This is a genomic window from Staphylococcus muscae (assembly GCF_003019275.1).
GTDB lineage: Bacteria > Bacillota > Bacilli > Staphylococcales > Staphylococcaceae > Staphylococcus > Staphylococcus muscae.
Map to the genome: position 1 here is coordinate 1,644,071 of NZ_CP027848.1, position 21,886 is coordinate 1,665,956.

General features: G+C 39.7%; 23 protein-coding genes and 1 rRNA gene. 22 read left to right on the forward strand and 2 right to left on the reverse strand.

From position 1 onward, the window contains the following. Positions 1–53: 53 nt before the first annotated feature. Positions 54–168, forward strand: a 5S ribosomal RNA gene (rrf, locus tag C7J88_RS08065). 62 nt (positions 169–230) lie between these two features. Beyond that, the gene (locus C7J88_RS08070) at positions 231–2,159 is read left to right on the forward strand and encodes an FUSC family protein (protein ID WP_095115178.1); all 1,929 of its coding nucleotides are present in this window, start codon (positions 231–233) and stop codon (positions 2,157–2,159) included. A 49-nt stretch (positions 2,160–2,208) separates the two neighbouring features. Here C7J88_RS08070 and pdxR read toward each other — a convergent pair whose 3' ends face one another. Continuing rightward, entirely contained in the window at positions 2,209–3,603 is a 1,395-nt protein-coding gene (gene pdxR / locus C7J88_RS08075; protein ID WP_095115180.1) for a MocR-like pyridoxine biosynthesis transcription factor PdxR, read from the reverse strand. Positions 3,604–3,711: 108 nt separating this feature from the next. Here pdxR and pdxS point away from each other — a divergent pair, with 108 nt between their 5' ends. Continuing rightward, on the forward strand, positions 3,712–4,599 hold the full coding sequence (gene pdxS, locus C7J88_RS08080) for a pyridoxal 5'-phosphate synthase lyase subunit PdxS (protein ID WP_095115182.1): 888 nt from the start codon (positions 3,712–3,714) through the stop codon (positions 4,597–4,599). A gap of 1 nt (position 4,600) precedes the next feature. Next, positions 4,601–5,158 carry a pyridoxal 5'-phosphate synthase glutaminase subunit PdxT gene (gene pdxT, locus C7J88_RS08085; protein ID WP_095115184.1) on the forward strand — a complete coding sequence of 186 codons (558 nt, stop codon included), beginning with the start codon at positions 4,601–4,603 and terminating at the stop codon, positions 5,156–5,158. A 115-nt stretch (positions 5,159–5,273) separates the two neighbouring features. On the opposite strand, the gene C7J88_RS08090 is transcribed toward pdxT, so the two are convergent. Next, positions 5,274–6,479 (reverse strand): NupC/NupG family nucleoside CNT transporter, encoded by a 1,206-nt coding sequence (locus tag C7J88_RS08090; protein ID WP_095115186.1) that lies wholly within the window; start codon positions 6,477–6,479, stop codon positions 5,274–5,276. 165 nt (positions 6,480–6,644) lie between these two features. On the opposite strand from C7J88_RS08090, the gene C7J88_RS08095 reads away from it, so the two are divergent. The 18 genes from C7J88_RS08095 to rplK all read left to right on the forward strand — a co-directional run bounded on the left by C7J88_RS08095 (position 6,645) and on the right by rplK (position 21,776). Further along, positions 6,645–7,106: a CtsR family transcriptional regulator gene (locus tag C7J88_RS08095; protein ID WP_095115188.1), complete on the forward strand. Its 462-nt coding sequence runs from the start codon at positions 6,645–6,647 to the stop codon at positions 7,104–7,106. A gap of 20 nt (positions 7,107–7,126) precedes the next feature. After that, on the forward strand, positions 7,127–7,663 hold the full coding sequence (locus tag C7J88_RS08100) for a UvrB/UvrC motif-containing protein (protein WP_095115190.1): 537 nt from the start codon (positions 7,127–7,129) through the stop codon (positions 7,661–7,663). Then, on the forward strand, positions 7,653–8,657 hold the full coding sequence (locus C7J88_RS08105) for a protein arginine kinase (RefSeq protein ID WP_095115192.1): 1,005 nt from the start codon (positions 7,653–7,655) through the stop codon (positions 8,655–8,657). Before C7J88_RS08100 ends, C7J88_RS08105 begins: the two co-directional genes overlap by 11 nt. Before the next feature lie 15 nt (positions 8,658–8,672). Further along, positions 8,673–11,120 carry an ATP-dependent Clp protease ATP-binding subunit gene (locus tag C7J88_RS08110; RefSeq protein WP_095115194.1) on the forward strand — a complete coding sequence of 816 codons (2,448 nt, stop codon included), beginning with the start codon at positions 8,673–8,675 and terminating at the stop codon, positions 11,118–11,120. Positions 11,121–11,273: 153 nt separating this feature from the next. Then, positions 11,274–12,638, forward strand: coding sequence for a DNA repair protein RadA (gene radA, locus C7J88_RS08115; protein ID WP_095115196.1), 1,365 nt, complete (start codon positions 11,274–11,276; stop codon positions 12,636–12,638). Between the two features lie 51 nt (positions 12,639–12,689). Further along, positions 12,690–13,388 (forward strand): 2-C-methyl-D-erythritol 4-phosphate cytidylyltransferase, encoded by a 699-nt coding sequence (ispD, locus tag C7J88_RS08120; protein ID WP_095115198.1) that lies wholly within the window; start codon positions 12,690–12,692, stop codon positions 13,386–13,388. Continuing rightward, entirely contained in the window at positions 13,381–13,863 is a 483-nt protein-coding gene (gene ispF, locus C7J88_RS08125; protein WP_095115200.1) for a 2-C-methyl-D-erythritol 2,4-cyclodiphosphate synthase, read from the forward strand. Before ispD ends, ispF begins: the two co-directional genes overlap by 8 nt. Before the next feature lie 247 nt (positions 13,864–14,110). Further along, positions 14,111–15,565, forward strand: coding sequence for a glutamate--tRNA ligase (gene gltX, locus C7J88_RS08130; protein WP_095115203.1), 1,455 nt, complete (start codon positions 14,111–14,113; stop codon positions 15,563–15,565). Between the two features lie 298 nt (positions 15,566–15,863). Beyond that, the gene (cysE, locus tag C7J88_RS08135) at positions 15,864–16,505 is read left to right on the forward strand and encodes a serine O-acetyltransferase (protein ID WP_095115205.1); all 642 of its coding nucleotides are present in this window, start codon (positions 15,864–15,866) and stop codon (positions 16,503–16,505) included. After that, positions 16,489–17,889, forward strand: coding sequence for a cysteine--tRNA ligase (gene cysS / locus C7J88_RS08140; protein ID WP_095115207.1), 1,401 nt, complete (start codon positions 16,489–16,491; stop codon positions 17,887–17,889). Before cysE ends, cysS begins: the two co-directional genes overlap by 17 nt. Before the next feature lie 43 nt (positions 17,890–17,932). After that, positions 17,933–18,283 carry a Mini-ribonuclease 3 gene (locus tag C7J88_RS08145; RefSeq protein WP_095118097.1) on the forward strand — a complete coding sequence of 117 codons (351 nt, stop codon included), beginning with the start codon at positions 17,933–17,935 and terminating at the stop codon, positions 18,281–18,283. A gap of 3 nt (positions 18,284–18,286) precedes the next feature. Beyond that, on the forward strand, positions 18,287–19,036 hold the full coding sequence (gene rlmB / locus C7J88_RS08150; RefSeq protein ID WP_095115209.1) for a 23S rRNA (guanosine(2251)-2'-O)-methyltransferase RlmB: 750 nt from the start codon (positions 18,287–18,289) through the stop codon (positions 19,034–19,036). A gap of 3 nt (positions 19,037–19,039) precedes the next feature. Further along, positions 19,040–19,561: an NYN domain-containing protein gene (locus tag C7J88_RS08155; RefSeq protein ID WP_095115211.1), complete on the forward strand. Its 522-nt coding sequence runs from the start codon at positions 19,040–19,042 to the stop codon at positions 19,559–19,561. A 77-nt stretch (positions 19,562–19,638) separates the two neighbouring features. Beyond that, positions 19,639–20,220, forward strand: a complete 582-nt coding sequence (locus tag C7J88_RS08160) for an RNA polymerase sigma factor (protein WP_095115213.1) — start codon at positions 19,639–19,641, stop codon at positions 20,218–20,220. A 58-nt stretch (positions 20,221–20,278) separates the two neighbouring features. Next, on the forward strand, positions 20,279–20,422 hold the full coding sequence (gene rpmG / locus C7J88_RS08165) for a 50S ribosomal protein L33 (protein ID WP_095115215.1): 144 nt from the start codon (positions 20,279–20,281) through the stop codon (positions 20,420–20,422). Positions 20,423–20,440: 18 nt separating this feature from the next. Next, entirely contained in the window at positions 20,441–20,620 is a 180-nt protein-coding gene (gene secE / locus C7J88_RS08170) for a preprotein translocase subunit SecE (RefSeq protein WP_095115217.1), read from the forward strand. Between the two features lie 19 nt (positions 20,621–20,639). Further along, positions 20,640–21,188 carry a transcription termination/antitermination protein NusG gene (gene nusG, locus C7J88_RS08175; RefSeq protein WP_095115219.1) on the forward strand — a complete coding sequence of 183 codons (549 nt, stop codon included), beginning with the start codon at positions 20,640–20,642 and terminating at the stop codon, positions 21,186–21,188. Between the two features lie 165 nt (positions 21,189–21,353). Then, on the forward strand, positions 21,354–21,776 hold the full coding sequence (gene rplK / locus C7J88_RS08180) for a 50S ribosomal protein L11 (RefSeq protein WP_044359250.1): 423 nt from the start codon (positions 21,354–21,356) through the stop codon (positions 21,774–21,776). Positions 21,777–21,886: the final 110 nt, after the last annotated feature.

Consider the following 21,886-nt stretch of genomic DNA (forward strand, 5'->3'; position numbering starts at 1 on the left):
TGTGTAACTGATATACTTACTATCTAGTTTTGAATGTATAACATTCAAATTTATCTGGTGCCAATGGCAAAGAGGTCACACCTGTTCCCATGTCGAACACAGAAGTTAAGCTCTTTAGCGCCGATGGTAGTTGAACTGACGTTCCGCTAGAGTAGGACGGTGCCAGGTAATTCTTCTAAGAGAGGTCTCGATGACTTCTCTTTTTTTGCGTTTAAGAAAGGAGCATTAGGATGAAAGGGTATTTGAAAAATGTCACTTTTGTTGCGATTGACAAGATTGATGTAAATAGAGGTATTCGTCAAGGTTTGTTGATGCTAATTCCCTTCTTATATGGTGTTTATACAAGTCAGATGGCGTTAGCGTTGCTCATTTCAATTGGTACATTTGCACATATTTATGTTTTCAAAGGAACTTTCACATCGCGTATGCGTGCAGTGACTTTTGCGACGTGTGGTTTGGTTGCTGCGATGATGATGGGGACATTCACTGTGAGTTATCCGATTTTATTTGGTATTGGACTTCTCTTAGTAGCTGTCATTCCATATTATGTTTTTACCACACTCCATATTCCGGGGCCTTCTTCAACATTCTTTATTATTGCTTATAGTTTATCGAGTGTAATGCCTGAAGATCCTCATGCCTTTTTGTATCGAGGTGCTTTAGTTGGATGTGGTGGCTTGTTAGGGATGATTCTTGTTTATGTGGAAAGTAAGTTAAAAGGAGAACAACCAGAACAAGCGGCAGTTCAACAAGATTTTATACATGTTCGACAATTAGTGTATCATTTTAATGATCAAGTGACATTTAATGATTTAACAAAATCAGCAGTAAATACATTGATGATGTCATCGGATATTCTAAGTACGACGCGCTCGGCTTTACAACGAAAGTCACCTGCATATCAAAGACTCATTCTGTTGCATCGTGTGGCTGAAGGAATTTATTCAGAATTGCTGGAGTTGAATGCGAAAGGTCATCGCCCATTGCCATCAATTGTAATCGAAATGATGGATTATATTACGTCGAGTGTTGTTGAAGGGGTTGCACCGAAAACGCCGTGGCGTAAACGTATTGATATATCAAATGAATACGATGGTTTAGTTCAGCTGATTTACAAAGTGGATGAGGTATTACATATGCCGGATCATCAGGTGAAACGTCAAACGCACGTTACATCTCCTCAGTATTTGGCACGATTGAGATATAATTTAACACCAGAATCAATGAATTTTATTGCGACAATGAAGTACACAGTGATTGTAGGCTGTGCGATTGTGGTTGCTTTGGCTTTTGACTTTGAACGGGCTTATTGGATTCCGTTAAGTGCTCACACGGTATTGATCGGGGGTACGACAATTGCGAGTATTGAGAGAGCAGGTGGTCGTTGGATTGGGACACTGATTGGTATCGTAATGGCTATTGCGCTTTTATGGTTTGAACCGAGTCTCATAGTGGTTGTCTTTGTCATGTGTATTTGTAGCGCATTGACTGAGATGTTTATTGCGGCAAACTATGCTTTGGCGATGAGTGTGATTACGGTGCAGGTTATTTTGCTTGGTGGTTTGGCACAAGGTCATTTAACGATGATGATTGCGTTACCTCGTTTTCTTGATACGACAGTAGGTATTCTTATTGCGGTTCTTGGTGTGCTGTTAATAGGACGACGTTTAGCAAGTAAGCGTCTGCCTGAAATGATGGGTCATGTGACACGTATTGAGAGTCAAATGTTTCATTATTTATTTTCAAACAATGGTTATCCTATTGAGACAACGGCACGACGGGATATTTTAAGGTTAAAGTTGATGTTGGATAATATGGAGACACTATATCGCCATGCGTATGGGGAATGGTCTTCTAACCGGAAGCGAACACAATATTATTATCCGGCTATGTTTTTGTTACAACAGATTCATTTTAAGCTACTTCAATGTTTTCAATTCCCACCAAAAGATTTGTTGAACACAGATACAATGGGTAAGTATTTGCTTGTGTTTGAAAATATTGCCAAACATTTCGAGCAAGGTATTGCACAAGATGAAATGATGACATTGCCAGTGTTGAACAATTATGCACAAATACGACGAGCGTTGATGCAGTTACAAGAGATTGCATTGTACGACAAGGGTGATCAACGTAACCCACATTTATTAGAATATTGAATGAAACCTCCTTTCAAGTTTTCTTCGGCTTGGTAAGGAGGTTTGTTTTTTATGAGGTTTGTAATGCTCGAATGAGTTGTTCGGCATGATGTTGGAGGGCGCTATCATCAATACCACCAAATCCAATGACGAAACTTGGGGGAGTATCAAGCTGTTGAAAGCGGTAATGTGACAATGTTTGTAAGTTGATATCGTATGCTTTGAAACGTTTTAAACACGCTTGTTCACTTAATCCATTTGTAATGGTAATGACGAAATGCATGCCTGTTTGTGCGCCATCGATTTTGCATACAGATGGGTATTGTGATAGATAGTTTATGAGTACATCACGTTTTTGACGATAGATTTTTCTCATGCGATTGAGATGACGTTCAAACTGGTTACTTTCCATAAACTGGCTGACGATATATTGCGTATGACGTGGGACCGTACCGCCTTCAATATTGGCGGTCCGTTGATACTGTTCAGTGAGATGAACGGGAAGAACGGCATAAGCGATACGAATACTCGGGGCGATTGACTTTGAGAAAGTACTGACGTAAATGACGCGCTCTGCTTTGTCTAAACTTTGAAGTGCAGGAATTGGCTTTCCTTCATATCGAAATTCAGAATCATAATCGTCTTCAATAATATAGCGCTCAGAATGTTGACTTGCCCATTTGAGTAATTTTATTCTGTTTTGTAGGCTCATGGTTACACCTGTCGGGAACTGGTGACTGGGTGTGATGTATACAATGTTATTTTGACATTGTTCAATATGATCTATATGAATACCATTTGCTTGTACGGGAATAAATTGATACGGAATGTGTTTTCGAGTTAGTAGCTGTGGCACTTGTGGATAGATTGGGTCTTCCAGCATAAATGCGTGTTGTTTAGGTAATAAATCTGTAATGATAGATAATAGTTGTTCAGTCGATGAAGCAATGATAACTTGTTCAGGTGTTGATTGGACACCACGACTGTGAAAAAGATAGTGACTGATTTGTTGACGTAAAGTGAAGTCACCTTGTGGGTCTCCAGATTCAATCAAGTTGTCTTGTGACTTATCGAATGCTTCTTTGGAAAACTTACGAAATTGTTCGAATGGAAAATATGCTTTATCAATCGCCCCTAGTTGGAAGTTATAACGATACAAATGATCTGTTTTTGGCTTTGTAACAGCGTGTCTTTGTGGTGTAATGAGCGGTAATGTATCAATATCACTCACGAAATATCCTGAACGTTGTTTGCTATAAATATATCCCTCATCCAGTAATTGTGCATAAGCATTTTCAATGGTTGTTTGACTAATGGATAGATAGTCTCCTAATAAACGTTTTGACGGTAATTTTTCACCTTCTTGTAGTTGTCCGTTAATAATACTGTTGCGAATATTTTCATATAATTGCATGTAAATCGGTTGTTTTTGTGACTTATCGATATGAAACATAAGCATTTCCATTTGTTGTTCTCCAATCTGACCCTTTTATTTTTTGTTAATTTGATACTTTAACCAGTTCAATTATTAGTATAAGCTACATCTAAACAACTATAAAGGGGGAAATAAATTATGACGAAACAAGTTGGATCAGAACGTGTAAAACGTGGGATGGCAGAAATGCAAAAGGGTGGCGTCATCATGGACGTTGTAAATGCTGAGCAAGCAAAAATTGCAGAGGCTGCAGGTGCAGTAGCAGTCATGGCGTTGGAACGTGTACCATCGGATATCCGTGCAGCAGGAGGCGTGGCACGTGCATGTAACCCGAAAATCGTAGAAGAAGTGATGAATGCTGTATCAATTCCAGTGATGGCGAAATGCCGTATTGGTCATATTACAGAAGCACGTGTATTAGAAGCGATGAGTGTCGATTACATAGATGAATCAGAAGTATTAACACCAGCGGATGAAGTGTTTCATTTGAAGAAAAGTGATTACACTGTTCCATTCGTATGTGGCTGTCGTAACTTAGGTGAAGCAGCACGTCGTATCGGTGAAGGTGCAGCGATGTTACGTACGAAGGGTGAGCCGGGAACAGGGAACATCGTTGAAGCGGTACGTCATATGCGTCAAGTGAACCAAGAAGTAGCACGCATTACGGTAATGAGTGACGATGAGTTGATGACGGAAGCGAAAAACATAGGTGCGCCATACCATATCTTGCAAGACATTAAAAAGCATGGTCGTTTACCAGTTGTTAACTTTGCGGCGGGTGGCGTTGCAACGCCACAAGATGCGGCATTGATGATGGAACTTGGTGCAGATGGTGTCTTTGTTGGCTCAGGTATTTTCAAATCAGAGGATCCAGAAACATTTGCTAAAGCGATTGTACAAGCAACAACACATTATCAAGATTATGAATTAATCGGTCGTCTTGCGAAAGATTTAGGTGCGGCAATGAAAGGATTGGATATCAATCAACTTTCATTAGAAGAACGCATGCAAGAGCGTGGTTGGTAAGATGAGAATTGGTGTATTAGCATTACAAGGGGCTGTTCGTGAGCATATGCGACAGATTGAAGCGTGTGATCATGAGGCGGTCGCTGTGAAGACTGTCGCACAGTTAGAGACGTTAGATGGTTTGGTGATACCAGGTGGTGAGTCTACAACGTTACGTCGTTTGATGACGTTATATGGCTTCAGAGAGGCATTGTGTGAATCTTCACTACCGATGTATGGTACTTGTGCAGGACTCATCGTGCTTGCAGATGATATTGAAGGCGAAGAAGGGTACTTGAAAAAGTTGAATATTACGGTTGAACGTAATTCATTTGGTCGCCAAGTAGATAGTTTTGAATCGATGTTAGATATTGAAGGGATTGAGCAGCCAGTAGAAGGTGTCTTTATCCGTGCGCCACATATCCAATCCGTACGTGAAGGTGTTTCTGTACTTGGTACCATTGATGACAAAATCATTGCGGTACAACAAGGACGTTACTTAGGTGTATCATTCCATCCAGAATTAACGGAAGATACATCAATGATGCGTTACTTTATTGAAAAAGTGGTTTCTTTATAGAGAAATTAAAAGTAGGGCGTTATCAATTATGGATAAATTTTGTTTGAGCAATTGTATCTTTCCATAAGAAAAAGCCATTCAAGTTCATTGTCGAACTTGAATGGCTTTTGTCATATTAAATAAAGAATCCTGCGATTGTTGCAGAGATGAATGATACAAGTGTTGCACCGAATAATAGTTTTAATCCGAAGCGGGCAACAACGTCACCTTTTTCATCGTTTAATGATTTGATGGCACCTGAGATGATACCGATTGAGCTGAAGTTGGCAAATGATACTAAGAAGACAGATACGACACCAACTGCACGGTCTGATAAGCCTTCTACTTTGCCAAGTTCTGTCATTGCGACGAATTCGTTTGATAATAATTTTGTTGCCATGATTGAACCAGCGTCAACAGCATCGCTCCAAGGAATCCCTGTTAAGAACGCAAGTGGTGCGAAGATAAAGCCGATTAATGTTTGGAAGTTCCAGTCTAACGAACCGCCTGAAACCATTGCGATAATACCGCCAACAATTCCGTTTAATAATGAAATCAATGCGATATAACCAATTAACATGGCACCTACGATAACAGCAACTTTGAAACCATCTAAAATGTATTCCCCTAACATTTCAAAGAATGATTGTTTTTTCTCGTCTGTATCGATAAGTAACTTATCATTTTCTTCATCCACTTTGTATGGATTGATGATTGATGCGATGATGAAACCACCGAATAAGTTTAAGACAACAGCTGTTACAACGAATTCTGGTTTGATCATTGTGAAGTATGCCCCAACGATTGACGCAGAAACTGTTGACATGGCAGATGCTGTCAATGTGTATAAACGGTGTTTTGGAATGAACGGTAATTGTTTTTTCAATGAAATGAATACTTCAGACTGACCTAAGATTGCTGAAGCAACAGCATTATATGATTCTAAACGTCCCATACCGTTAACTTTTGAAATCAAGAAACCAAGTACGTTAATGATAACTGGTAAAATCTTTAAATATTGTAAAATCCCGATTAATGCTGAAATAAACACGATCGGTAATAATACGTTAATGAAGAAAGTAGATTCCCCTTCGTTCATTAAGCCGCCGAATACAAAGTTAATCCCTTCAGATGCTTGTTGAAGCAAATATCCAAACCCTGATGCTACGCCACCAACAATTTTAATCCCGATGCTCGTTTTAAGTAAGAAAAAGGCTAAAACGACTTGGATGGCAAGCATAAGACCTATGTATTGCCAGCGCACATTTTTTCTGTCTGAGCTTGCAAGAAGCGCGAGCGCTAAGAAGACAACGATGCCGACAATCCCAATAATAATATGCATGCATGACACCTCTTATTCAAATTTATTAATATTTTCACTAACTCTATAATACAACATAAATGAAAGCAATAACATAACAAATTGATAAATTGGAAAACATATTGGTTGAAAAAGGTCAAAGAGGGTCATATAATATAGTCAAAGATGGTCAAAAGGGGTGATATGATGCACAATATGTCAGATATCATAGAGCAATATATTAAGCAGTTGTTTGAAGAAGCGCAAGCCGACGTTGTAGAGATACAGCGTGCGAATATTGCTGAACGTTTCGATTGCGTACCATCTCAGCTCAACTATGTGATAAAGACAAGATTTACGAATGAACATGGGTATGAAATAGAGAGTAAGCGTGGTGGTGGTGGTTATATCCGAATCACCAAGATAGAAACGAAAGATCATGCGAATTACATTAAACACTTGTTGTCGTTGATTGGTACATCCTTATCGCAACAGCAAGCGTATTATATTATTGATGGTCTGCTCGAGAATGATTTGATTACGGAACGAGAAGCAAAAATGATTGCGGCAGTTATTGATCGTGAAACATTGAAGTTAGATGTGGCGGCTAGAGATATTATTCGTGCCAATATCATGAAACGGTTGTTACCAGTGATTAATTATTATTAAAGGTGAGAAGGTGATGCGTCATGTACCGTCATGAAGAAGAGCAACAACTGAAAAAATTGAACGTAGATAAACAAACAGGCATCCATCTGTCTCATGAATATTCACAAGGACATTCAGATGCACAATGGCACGAAGGTGATGATGTTGAAGGCACGTTCGTCATTCAACAGATTCTACAACATCTCGCAGCGAAACACGGCATCAATGTCGATCAAATGATGTTTCGTGAAGAGAAACGCTGTCCGACTTGCGAGATGACGTTAAAAGACATTGCACATGTTGGTAAGTTTGGCTGTCACGATTGTTATGATACGTTTCGTGATGACGTAGCTGACATTGTACGTCGTGTGCAAGGTGGTCATTTGGAGCATTCTGGCAAGTATCCGAAGTCTTCACATACGAAGCGTGCTTTGAAACGCCAAATCGAAGAAAAACGTGCTTACTTAGAAACACTCGTTGCACAACAAGCGTTTGAAGAAGCAGCAGTTGTTCGAGATGAAATTCAAGCGTTAGAAGAGACGCAACAAAGCGAGGTGTCGAGACGCAATGACGAATGAACATGATGCGCCGTTGACGAATGGTCAACAACAAGCGGCGACACAACCTGTTGTGATGTCTTCACGCATTCGTTTGGCACGCAACCTTGAAAATTATGTGCATCCATTGATGTTTCCAAACGAAGATGAAGGACATCGTGTTGTTAACGAAGTTCAAGACGCGCTGACGGATTTGAAGGTACAGCGATTGTCGGATATGGACCAACAAAGTGCATACAAGCTTGTAGCGAAGCATTTGATCAGTCCAGATCTGACGAAGCAACCTGCTGCTGCAGTGTTGCTAAACGATGATGAGACGGTCAGTGTGATGGTCAACGAAGAAGATCACGTGCGCATTCAGGTAATGGGACAAGACTTGTCTCTGGATGCCTTGTATCAACGTGCTTCGGAAATTGATGATCAACTGGATGCCGAAGTTGATATTAGTTACGATGAGACACTCGGTTATTTGACGACGTGTCCGACGAATATCGGAACGGGGATGCGGGCAAGTGTAATGTTGCATCTGCCTGGGTTGTCGATTATGAAGCGCATGAACCGTATTGCACAATCGATCAACCGATTTGGATTTACGATTCGTGGTATATACGGTGAAGGATCACAAGTGTACGGTCATGTGTACCAAGTGTCGAATCAGCTGACGCTTGGCAAGTCGGAACACGAGATTATCGAAGCATTAACTGAGCTTGTGACACAGATTATTCATGAAGAGTTAGAGGTGCGTCAACGTTTATTGTCACATAAAGAGAATGAGACGTTAGATCGTATCTATCGATCGCTTGGTATTTTAAAATATAGCCGTCGCATCTCAGTAGACGAAGCTTCCTATCGATTAAGTGATATTAAGCTCGGTATTGACTTAGGTGTGCTCGACATGCCAGCGTTTGATTTTAACGCCATGATGATCGCGATACAATCACCATTTTTAATAGATGAAGAAACAACACAATCCATTGAAGCAAAACGTGCATATATATTAAGACAGTATTTATAAATTGGAGGGTCATTTATGTTATTTGGTAGATTAACAGAACGTGCACAACGTGTATTAGCACATGCACAAGAAGAAGCAATTCGTTTCAACCATTCAAATATTGGAACAGAGCACTTATTACTAGGTTTGATGAAAGAACCAGAAGGTATTGCTGCAAAGGTATTAGAAAGCTTTGATATTACCGAAGAAAAGGTTGTTAATGAAGTTGAAAAATTGATTGGACACGGACAAGAGCATATCGGTACATTGCACTATACACCACGTGCGAAAAAGGTCATTGAATTATCAATGGATGAAGCACGTAAATTGCAACATAACTTTGTTGGAACAGAACATATTTTATTAGGTTTAATTCGTGAAAATGAAGGTGTTGCAGCACGTGTCTTTGCGAACTTAGACTTAAACATTACGAAAGCACGTGCACAAGTTGTCAAAGCACTTGGTAGTCCAGAAATGGCATCAAATAATGGACAAGTTTCAAAATCAGACAATACACCAACATTAGATAGCTTAGCACGTGACTTAACGGTTATCGCAAAAGATGGCACGCTTGATCCAGTTATTGGTCGCAGTAAAGAGATTACACGTGTCATTGAAGTGTTAAGCCGTCGTACGAAGAATAACCCAGTGCTTATCGGTGAACCGGGTGTTGGTAAAACAGCGATTGCAGAAGGTTTAGCACAAGCAATTGTGAAGAACGAAGTGCCGGAAACATTGAAAAACAAACGTGTAATGTCATTAGATATGGGAACAGTTGTTGCAGGTACAAAATATCGTGGTGAATTTGAAGAGCGCTTGAAAAAAGTGATGGAAGAAATTCATCAAGCGGGTAATGTTATTCTCTTTATCGATGAGTTGCACACATTAATCGGTGCCGGTGGTGCAGAAGGTGCAATCGATGCATCAAACATTTTAAAACCAGCATTGGCACGTGGTGAGATTCAATGTATCGGTGCAACAACGCTAGATGAGTACCGTAAACATATTGAAAAAGATGCAGCGCTTGAACGTCGCTTCCAACCAGTCCAAGTGGATGAACCAAGTGTGGAAGATACCATTTCAATCTTGAAAGGATTAAGAGATCGTTATGAAGCACACCACCGCATTAATATTTCTGACGAAGCGGTTGAAGCTGCAGCGAAGTTAAGTGACCGTTACGTTCAAGATCGCTTCTTGCCTGACAAAGCGATTGACTTAATTGATGAAGCAAGTTCAAAAGTACGCTTGAGACATCACACGACACCAACGAATTTGAAAGAACTTGAACAACAAATTGAACAAGTGAAAAATGAAAAAGATGCGGCAGTTCATGCGCAAGAATTTGAAAATGCAGCCAATTTACGTGATAAACAAACAAAGTTAGAATCACAATATGAAGCAGCAAAAAATGAATGGAAAAATAATCAAGACGATCAACATACGAAATTAACAGCAGATGACATCTCTGAAGTGATTGCGGGCTGGACAGGTATTCCGTTGACAAGATTGAACGAAACGGAATCTGATCGTTTGTTGAACCTTGAAGAAACATTACATGAACGTGTTATCGGACAAAAAGATGCAGTGACATCAATTTCTAAAGCTGTTCGTCGTGCACGAGCGGGTCTTAAAGATCCAAAACGTCCAATCGGTAGTTTTATCTTCTTAGGACCAACAGGTGTTGGTAAAACAGAACTTGCACGAGCACTTGCAGAATCGATGTTTGGAGAAGAAGATGCGATGATCCGTGTTGACATGAGTGAATACATGGAGAAACATGCAGTGAGCCGTTTGGTCGGAGCGCCTCCGGGATATGTGGGTCATGACGACGGTGGTCAATTGACAGAAAAAGTACGTCGTAAACCTTACTCAGTTATTTTATTCGATGAAATTGAAAAAGCGCATCCAGATATTTTCAACGTATTATTACAAGTGCTAGATGATGGTCATTTAACAGATACAAAAGGCCGTCGTGTTGACTTTAGAAATACAGTGATCATTATGACTTCTAACGTTGGTGCACAAGAATTACAAGATCAACGTTTTGCTGGTTTTGGTGGCAAATCAGAAGGCAGTGATTATGAAACAATTCGTAACACGATGATGAAGAGTCTTAAAAATGCTTTCCGCCCAGAATTTTTAAACCGTGTTGATGATATCATCGTCTTCCACAAATTAGATAAAGACGAATTGAAAGAAATTGTTACAAAAATGGTGAATCAATTAACAAAACGATTATCTGAACAAAATATTCACGTGAGCGTAACAGAAGCAGCGAAAGAGAAAATCGCGTCAGAAGGTTACGACCCTGAATATGGTGCACGTCCACTCGTTCGTGCAATTCAAAAAACAGTAGAAGACAATTTAAGTGAGTTGATTCTTGAAGGTAAAGAATTAAATGGTAAATTAGTCACAGTTGACTATGATGGGAAGACATTCCAATATGATGTGACAGAACGTCCTTCTACTGAACCAACTGCATAATAATTTGTAAAGATTGGGATGACGGGATCTTTAGTTTTAAAGGTTCCGTGCTCAATCTTTTTTTGTTAGACGAATGACTTTATCGTCGTTGTCAAGTGACAGTCACCAGTATAAAATAGATGAGAAGATACATGAGATGGAGGTGTTAACGACATGGCAAAAAAGAAAGTGACTTTTGAGTGCACGGCGTGTGGCTATCAAACGCCGAAATGGATGGGGAAATGTCCTAACTGCGGTGCATGGAACAGTATGGAAGAGACGATTGAGCAGAAGCCAACGAGTGCGAAACATGGTGTGCGCTCAGAATCGACAGCCAAAGTGCAAAAACTGAATGATGTCAAACAAGAGCAAGCGCCACGTATTTTGACGAAAAGTCGGGAACTGAATCGTGTGTTAGGTGGCGGTATTGTACAAGGTTCACTCGTATTGATTGGTGGAGATCCGGGTATTGGGAAGTCCACGTTATTACTGCAAATGTGTGCAGAGTTATCTAAAGAACGTAAGATTTTGTATATTACAGGGGAAGAATCTTTGAATCAAACGAAGCTGCGTGCCGATCGTCTAGAAGAAGATGCAAGTGCTTTGAACGTCTTTGCAGAGACGAATTTGGAAATCATTCATGAAGCAGTGAAAAAGATAGAACCAGAGTTGATTGTCGTTGACTCGATTCAGACAATTTTCCATCCTGACATTACGTCGGCACCAGGATCTGTGTCGCAAGTGCGAGAAAGTACGCAAAGTTTGATGCATATTGCGAAACAGATGAATATTGCGACGTTTATTGTTGGGCATGTGACGAAAGAAGGTCAGATTGCAGGTCCACGTTTATTAGAGCATATGGTAGATACAGTTCTTTATTTTGAAGGAGATGAGCATCATGCGTATCGTATTTTACGTGCGGTGAAAAACCGTTTCGGCTCTACGAATGAAATGGGCATTTTTGAAATGAAGCAGTCTGGATTACACAGTGTCGTCAATCCATCAGAGATGTTTTTAGAAGAGCGCTCGTCCAACGTTCCAGGTTCGACAATTGTTGCTACGATGGAAGGGACACGTCCATTGCTTATCGAAGTACAAGCGCTTGTGACACCGACGACTTTTAATAACCCACGTCGGATGGCGACAGGTATTGATCACAATCGTTTAAGTTTGCTAATGGCGGTACTCGAGAAGAAAGAAGGATACTTGTTGCAACAACAAGATGCGTATATTAAAGTTGCTGGCGGTGTGAAGTTGACAGAGCCTGCCGTCGACTTAGGGATTATTATCGCCACAGCAACAAGTTTTAAAGATCGTGCGGTCGATGGCTTGGATTGTTTTGTAGGTGAAGTGGGCCTTACAGGGGAAGTGCGACGTGTGTCACGTATTGAGCAGCGTGTGCAAGAAGCTGCAAAGTTAGGTTTTAAGCGTGTCATTATTCCACAGACAAATATCGGAGGATGGACATTCCCAGAAGGTATAGAAGTTATTGGTGTGACATCAGTGCATGAAGCATTGAAATATGCGCTAAAATCATAGATATAAGATCTCATAGTTTGATTGAAATGTGAAGAAAAGGTGGCTAAGTGAATGACAGGTTATCACGTGATTATCCCAGCTGCTGGAAAAGGGACGCGCATGGGACGTACGTATAATAAATTATTAATTGAACTTTCTCAGCAAACAATTATTGAACATACTATTGATGTCTTTCAACAAGATCCAGCTTGCCAAGGCATTTATTTGGCAATTCATCCGGATGATTGTGAGAAATTGGCGTCTCTTCTTGTACGTTTCGATAAAGTGAAACAGCTGATTGAAGGTGGTCGAGAACGTCAAGAAAGCATTTATAAAGTTCTTGCACAATTGAATATACCAGATAATGATGTCGTTTTAGTTCATGATGGTGCACGGCCATTTATTACACAGTCGGCCATTCATGACTTAGCAGATGCAATTGATGTGCACGGTGCAGCAGTCATTGGTGTCAAAGCGAAAGATACGATTAAAGTTGTCCATGATCACTTTGTAACTGAAACACTAGATCGTCAATATTTGTGGCAAGTGCAAACACCACAAGGCGCAACATATCGTGTACTCAAAGATGCTTATGATCAGGCGTTAGCGAATCATATTGTTGGTACAGATGATGCGTCATTGCTTGAGTATGCAGGTCGTTCAGTGTTTATGGTAGAAGGTAACTACGATAATATTAAAGTAACGACGGAAGAAGACTTAACGAATGCAGAAGCAATTATTGCAAAAAGGAGCGAAACAAATCATGTTTAGAGTCGGTTTAGGTTATGATGTCCATGCCTTTGATGCGGAACGTCCGTTAATCATCGGAGGTATAGAGGTCCCACATACACATGGATTAAAAGGACATAGTGACGCAGATGTATTATTACATGCGATTACAGATGCGATGTTAGGTGCATGTGCACTAGGTGATATTGGTAAGTTATTTCCAGATACAGATATGGCATTTAAAGATGCAGATTCAAAGGTATTGTTAAAAGAAGCATATAAAGAAGTGAAGGCATTAGGATATGTTATCAATAATGTTGATGCGACGATTATTGCGGAACGTCCAAAATTCCGACCGCATATCGATACGATGCGTCAAGTGATTGCAGACTTATTTGAGATTGGGATTGAATGGGTTAATGTCAAAGCAACAACGAGTGAAAAGCTCGGTTTTACAGGACGCCAAGAAGGTATTGCAGCACAAGCCATTGTTTCAGTTGTACAAAAACAGGGGTAAAAGACGTTAGTAGTTGACTCAAAATCAAATGATGTCAGTGTTCGAGAAGCAGAATTCTCAGTAGAACGTCGCAATTCAACAAAATAAAAAGCTATTTTGAGAATTGCGTGGGTACTACTCAAACTCAAAACGCTTCTCTCACAACCTCTCTTGGGCACTACAACGAAATCTTTATTAAAACATGAGATTTATGTAGTGTCCCCATGTTATAATATAAAAATTGAAGATTAAAACAGGAGTGAATACAATGAGTGAACGAGTAAGAGTAAGATATGCACCAAGTCCAACAGGGTATTTGCATATTGGGAACGCACGTACAGCATTATTTAACTATTTATTCGCTAAACATCACGGTGGTGATTTTGTCATTCGTATTGAAGATACGGATTCAAAGCGTAACTTAGAAGATGGTGAATCATCACAATTTAACAACTTACAATGGCTAGGCCTTGATTGGGACGAGTCGGTGGATAAAGACAAAGGCTATGGACCTTACCGCCAATCAGAGCGTGGACATATTTATCAACCGTTAATCGACCAGTTATTAGCTGAAGATAAAGCATACAAATGCTACATGACTGAGGAAGAATTAGAAGCAGAACGCCAAGAGCAAATCGAACGTGGTGAAATGCCAAGATACGGTGGTAAACATGCACACTTAACAGAAGAAGAGCGTGCACAATTTGAAGCGGAAGGACGCAAGCCATCTATCCGTTTCCGTGTACCACAAGATCGTACGTACAAGTTTGATGATATGGTTAAAGGCGAAGTATCTTTTGAATCAGATAACTTCGGTGACTGGGTTATCGTGAAAAAAGATGGTGTACCAACATATAACTTTGCCGTAGCAGTGGATGACCACTACATGGAAATTACAGATGTGATTCGTGGCGATGACCATATTTCAAATACACCAAAACAATTAATGATTTATGAAACATTCGGTTGGGAACCACCACGTTTCGGTCATATGACATTGATTGTGAATGAACAACGTAAAAAGTTGAGTAAACGTGACGGTCAAATTTTACAATTTATCGAGCAATATCGTGATTTAGGTTACCTTCCTGAAGCGATTTTTAACTTTATCGCATTGTTAGGTTGGTCTCCAGAAGGCGAAGAAGAAATCTTCTCTAAACAAGAATTTATCGATATCTTTACTGAAAAACGCCTTTCAAAATCACCTGCATTTTTTGATAAACAAAAGCTTGAATGGATTAACAACCAGTACATGAAAGAAAAAGATGCAGAGACGGTCTTTGGAATGACATTGCCACATATGATTAAGGCGGGTCTGTTACCAGAGTCTCCATCTGAAGCGGACCTTGACTGGGGTCGCAAGTTGGTTGCTTTATATCAAGAACAAATGAGCTACGCAGGTGAAATCGTACCGCTCTCTGAATTGTTCTTCCGTGATGAAAAAGAGCTTGATGAAGCCGCACAAGAAGTGTTGAATGGTGAACAGGTTCCTGAATTGATGCGTGTATTGAGTGCGAAGTTAGAAGCACTTGAATCATTTACAGCTGAAAACGTCAAGAAAGAAATTAAAGCAGTACAAAAAGAAACAGGTATTAAAGGAAAAAATCTCTTCATGCCAATTAGAGTTGCTGTGACAGGTCAAATGCATGGACCAGAGTTACCGAATACGATCGAAGTATTAGGTAAAGACAAAGTATTGACACGTATTCAAAAATTAATATAGTGTTTAACTTGATATCGACAGTTAAATCGACTACTATTAAGGTGAATTTGGAATAAAGGATTAGTAAGCTATAACAAGTGTTTCAGAGAGTGTACGGTTGCTGCGAGTACATCACATGTATAGTCGAATGCACCTTTAGGATAACAGTTTTATATAGCCAATGAGTGAACGTATGAAGCAAATATTGCGGGTGTACGTTAATGAGAGTGGAACCGTGCGATAGCACCTCTGACAGTTTGATGTTAGAGGTGCTATTTTTACGGAGAAATATAAAAACCGTGAGAAGAGAGGGAAAGATATGTTAAGACGTATGATGGATGACGTGAAGATGGTATTTGAACAAGACCCGGCTGCACGTTCATCGTTTGAAGTCATTACCACATATGCTGGTTTGCACGCAGTATGGAGTCATTTAGTTGCACACAAACTTTATCAAAAAAAGCGCTACATATTAGCACGTGTGATTTCACAAGTTTCACGATTTTTTACAGGTATTGAAATACACCCTGGAGCCAAAATTGGACGCCGTTTATTTATCGACCATGGTATGGGAGTGGTTATTGGAGAAACTTGTACCATTGGAGATAACGTGACCATTTATCAAGGAGTTACTTTAGGTGGGACAGGTAAAGAAAAAGGGAAACGTCACCCAGACATCGGTGACAACGTACTGATCGCAGCGGGTTCTAAAGTATTGGGTAACATCAAAGTGCATTCGAACGTGAACATCGGAGCGAATTCTGTTGTGTTAAGAGATGTGCCAAGCTATACAACAGTTGTTGGTATTCCAGGCCGTATTGTGAAGCAAGATGGTAAGCGTATCGGTAAAAACTTTGACCACTTGAACTTACCAGACCCAATCTATGAACAAATTAAGCAACTTGAAAAACAACTGGAACAAACGAAAAACGGGGAGATTAAAGATGATTACATTATATAATACATTAACGCGCCAAAAAGAGCCGTTTAAACCCATTGAACCTGGCAAAGTGAAGATGTATGTATGTGGACCGACTGTTTACAACTATATCCATATCGGTAATGCACGCCCAGCGATCAATTACGATGTTGTCAGACGTTATTTGGAATACAAAGGTTTTGAAGTGAACTATGTATCGAATTTTACGGATGTTGATGATAAATTAATCAAGCGTGCACAAGAGTTAAATGAAACAGTGCCAGAAATTGCTGAACGTTATATTAAAGCATTCCATGAAGATACAGGTGCTTTGAATGTCAAACCAGCAACTGCCAATCCACGTGTTATGGATCATATGGATGAGATTATTGCGTTTATTAAAAAACTTGTCGATGAAGGTTATGCATATGAAAGTGGTGGTGATGTTTACTTCCGAACACGTAAGTTTGATGAGTACGGTAAGTTGAGTCATCAATCATTGGATGACTTAAAAGTTGGTGCACGTATTGAACAAGGCGAGAACAAAGAAGATGCGTTAGACTTCACATTGTGGAAAAGTGCAAAACCCGGTGAGATTAGCTGGGAGAGTCCATTTGGTGAAGGGCGTCCGGGGTGGCATATTGAATGCTCTGTAATGGCATTTGAGAAGCTTGGACCGACAATTGATATTCATGCAGGTGGCAGTGATTTACAATTCCCACACCATGAAAATGAAATCGCACAATCTGAATGTCATAACCATGCGCCATTTGCGAACTATTGGATGCATAATGGGTTCATCAATATTGATAATGAAAAAATGAGTAAGTCACTTGGAAACTTTATTTTAGTTCATGACATTATCAAAGAAGTGGATCCAGATGTGCTGCGTTTCTTCATGATTAGTGTTCATTATCGCAGCCCAATCAACTATAATTTGGAATTAGTTGAAGCGGCTAAAAGTGGCTTAACACGTATACGCAACAGCTATGAAGCATTGCTCGCACGTGAAGCAGTTGCTACGGATTTAGTAGTCGCACAAGAATATATCGATCAAATTGAAGCGATTTTAGCGCAGTTTGAAAAAGTGATGGATGATGACTTTAATACAGCCAATGCGATTACAGCTTGGTATGATTTAGCCAAACTAGCGAATAAATATTTGCTTGAAGACAATACAGCAACAGTAGTAATTACACGCTTTAAAGAAGTATTCCAAATCTTTAGTGATGTATTAGGTGTGCCACTTCAAGCAGCACAATCTGAAGAGCTACTTGATGCAGAAGTGGAAGCATTGATTGAAGAAAGAAATGAAGCACGTAAAAATAAAGACTTCGCTCGTGCAGATGAGATTCGCGACCAGCTCAAAGCACAGAATATCTTGTTGGAAGATACGCCACAAGGTGTGAGATTTAAACGTGTATAACACGATTGATTTTAAACAATTAAGCCCACTCACACTTGCGTATATGGGAGATGCCGTTTTGGATCAGTTTGTTCGTGGGCACATTATTTTAAAGTATCAAAGTAAACCGAACCGTTTGCATCAAGAAGCCAAACGGTTCGTTTCTGCTAAGAGCCAAGCGCAAACTTTAGAAGCGTTGTTAGCAGACAATTGGTTTACGGAGGAAGAATTGGCTATCGTGAAGCGAGGTCGCAACGCTAAAAGTCACACGAAAGCTAAAAATACAGATATCCAAACGTATCGTAAAAGTTCAGGTCTGGAAGCAGTGATTGGTTATTTGCATTTAACACAACAAGAAGCACGTATCATCTCGTTATTGAATGAGATTGTAAGACAAGTAGAAAAGAGGTGTTAGATAATGGATTCAGAAGTAATAGTTGGACGCCATGCGGTTCGTGAAGCGATTACGAGTGGACATGTGGTGAATAAAGTATTAATTCAAGAAGGTATGAAGAAGCAACAAATTGATGATATTTTAAAACAAGCGAAAGATTTAAAATTAGTCGTTCAAACCGTTCCAAAATCAAAATTAGATCAAATCTCAACAGCACCTCATCAAGGTGTTGCAGCATATATTGCGCCATACGAATATGAGACTTTAGAACATTTTTTAGAACAGCAGAAGCAGAAGGATGGCTTATCAACAGTGCTCATACTCGATGGATTAGAAGATCCGCATAACTTAGGTTCTATTCTAAGAACAGCGGATGCGACAGGTGTAGACGGCATCATCATCCCAAAACGTCGCTCTGTTGCACTTACGCAGACAGTGGCAAAAGCTTCCACAGGTGCCATTCAACATGTCCCTGTCATGCGTGTTACGAACTTATCTCAAACGATTGATGTATTGAAAGATCAAGGGTATTGGGTAGCTGGCACAGAAGCAAATCATGCGACAGATTATCGTCAAATGCAGGCAGATATGCCACTTGCGATTGTGATTGGTAGTGAAGGGCAAGGCATGAGTCGACGTGTGAAAGAAAAATGTGATTTTTATATTAAAATCCCTATGGTTGGTCATGTCAACAGTTTGAATGCATCGGTTGCTGCAAGTTTGATGATGTACGAGGTGTTGAGAAAGCGTCAACCTATTGGCGGTGACAAGTAATCCATGAAAGATTATTATGTGATTATTGATGGATATAATATGATTGGACAATCGCCTGAGCTCATGCACCTTGCGAAAGAAAACCTTGAAGAAGCACGTGAGCAACTACTGATTGAGATTGCAAACTACAATGCACTTGTGAAGGGACATATCATCTGTGTGTTTGATGCATATGAACAAGGTTCTCCGCAATCAGAAACGGTCTATCATGGTGTGAGAGTTATTTTCACCAAAGAAGGAGAAACAGCAGATAGCTTTATTGAACGCTATGTTTATAATATCTATCATAAACACTTAACACATATCACAGTTGTGACGAGTGATATGAGTGAACAGCATGCTATTTTTGGAACGGGAGCCTATCGCATCTCATCTAGAGAAATGTGGCGTCATTTGAAAGAAAACAAGACAGCTGTTTCCAAGACGATATCGTCATTTGAAGCACGAAAACCACGTACAAGAATGCATTTATCAGAAGAAGTTTTGACAGAATTTGAAAAAATTAGACGTGGTAAGCAGCAATAATTGGCAAGTCTCGATTTGATTTTTGAGAAGGGAATTCATACGCTATTGAGTACCCCAGAATAAAGCGAGGCGATTCAATGCAGCGAATTGAACAACGAAACGACCTTGAAAATCAAACCTTCTCAACAAATGAAGTGCTCCTTATGGAAGCCCAATTGAACGATATCAAACAACGTGCGATGCAGTCTTTTGCTGATTATAGTATTCATGAGTATGATCGTGATGACTTGATCCAAGAGACTGTAATTCGTTTATATCAAAAAATGCGAGCCGCTGAAGAGCCACACGCTACGCCGTTTGAACATTATATCAATCGAACGATTCGTCGGCGTAAGTTGGACTATCGACGGAAAAAGATGAATCGACAACGCATATTTGATAAGTATGCACAATCTGTTAAATATGAGACGACTTATGATGATTATAAACAAGAAGATCCATTAGATATTGTCATTCGTAATGAAATGCTGTTCGCAGTATTTAAAGAAGCATTAGCAACATTAACACCGATTGAATACCGTGTCTGTCAGTATTTATATCAAGAATGGAAACCCGCAGAAATCGCAAAAACAATGGATATACCCCCGAAGAAGGTCTATAATACAATCTACCGTGTGCGCAAAAAGTTGAAAGCAGCATTGCATATGAATGTAGATTGACAATTGAACATGACCTTATGTATAGTTAATGAGTATTATAGGATTAAGGTGAGTTAAAGTGAAAAAAGTACCACTGAATTGTGAAAAATGTGGCAGTCGTAACTATCATCTTCCAAAGTCGACGAATCAAACCGATCGATTGGAATTGAAGAAATTTTGTGCGGCGTGTCAAACACATACACTTCATAAAGAATCCAAATAATTGGAGGTAAAGACGATTATGGCTAAAAAAGAGAGCTTCTTCCAAGGTGTTAAGTCAGAAATGGAAAAGACAAGTTGGCCAACGGGTCCTGAACTTGTGAAATATACGACAATCGTAGTATGTACAGTAGTGTTCTTCTTGCTATTTTTCTACGGTTTAGATATTGGAATTGGTCAAGTTATTGAAATGATAAAATAGTGAGTGAGGAGATGTCAGCATGTCTGAAGATTTCGGTGCGAAACATTGGTATGCAGTTCATACCTATTCAGGATATGAGAATAAAGTAAAACAGAATTTGGAAAAACGTGTTGAGTCTATGAATATGACTGAACAAATTTTCCGCGTTGTGATTCCTGAAGAAGAGGAAACACAAGTGAAAGATGGTAAAGCGAAGAAATCAATGAAGAAAACATTCCCGGGATATGTCTTAGTTGAACTGATTATGACAGATGAGTCTTGGTATGTTGTACGTAATACACCTGGTGTTACAGGATTCGTTGGTTCAGCAGGTGCAGGATCCAAACCAAATCCATTGCTACCTGAAGAAGCACGCTTCATCTTAAAACAAATGGGCATGAAAGAAAAAACAATCGACGTTGAAGTTGAATTGGGCGAACAAGTACGTGTCACTTCTGGGCCATTTGCTAACCAAGTGGGCGAAGTTGAAAGTATCGAAGCAGACAAATTCAAATTGACAGTGTTAGTAGACATGTTTGGTCGTGAAACACCTGTTGAAGTTGAATTTGATCAAATTGAAAAACTTTAATGCAGTGTAAGAAGATCATAAAGTTTTGTGTTGTAATCTAAACATCTAAGTGATATAATGACGAAGTCGCGCATTTATAGCGCTACATTTCGTCACGAAATGTTAAGAGTGGGAGGGCAAAAATGAGCCCTGTGACCACATCACGATATCAAGGAGGTGCACATCGTGGCTAAAAAAGTTGAAAAAGTAGTTAAGTTACAAATTCCAGCAGGTAAAGCAAACCCAGCACCACCAGTTGGTCCTGCATTAGGTCAAGCCGGTGTGAACATTATGGCTTTCACAAAGGAATTTAACGCACGTACGCAAGAACAAGTAGGTTTAATCATTCCAGTAGAAATTTATGTATATGAAGACCGTTCATTTACATTCATTACTAAAACACCACCTGCAGCAGTTTTACTTAAAAAAGCAGCAGGCGTTGAAAAAGGTTCTGGTGAGCCTAACAAAACAAAAGTTGCTACTGTAACAAAAGACCAAGTACGTGAAATTGCTAACACAAAAATGCCAGACTTAAACGCTGCTGACGAAGAAGCGGCTATGCGTATCGTTGAAGGTACTGCACGTAGTATGGGTATTGTTGTTGAGTAATTGCATTAACGTCAACACGTAATTTAAACGAACAAATGATAAATTTTGTAGTGAACGCAGATAGACCCCCTTGTTATACAGATGACATTGCTAAAGCGTAACGACGCTCG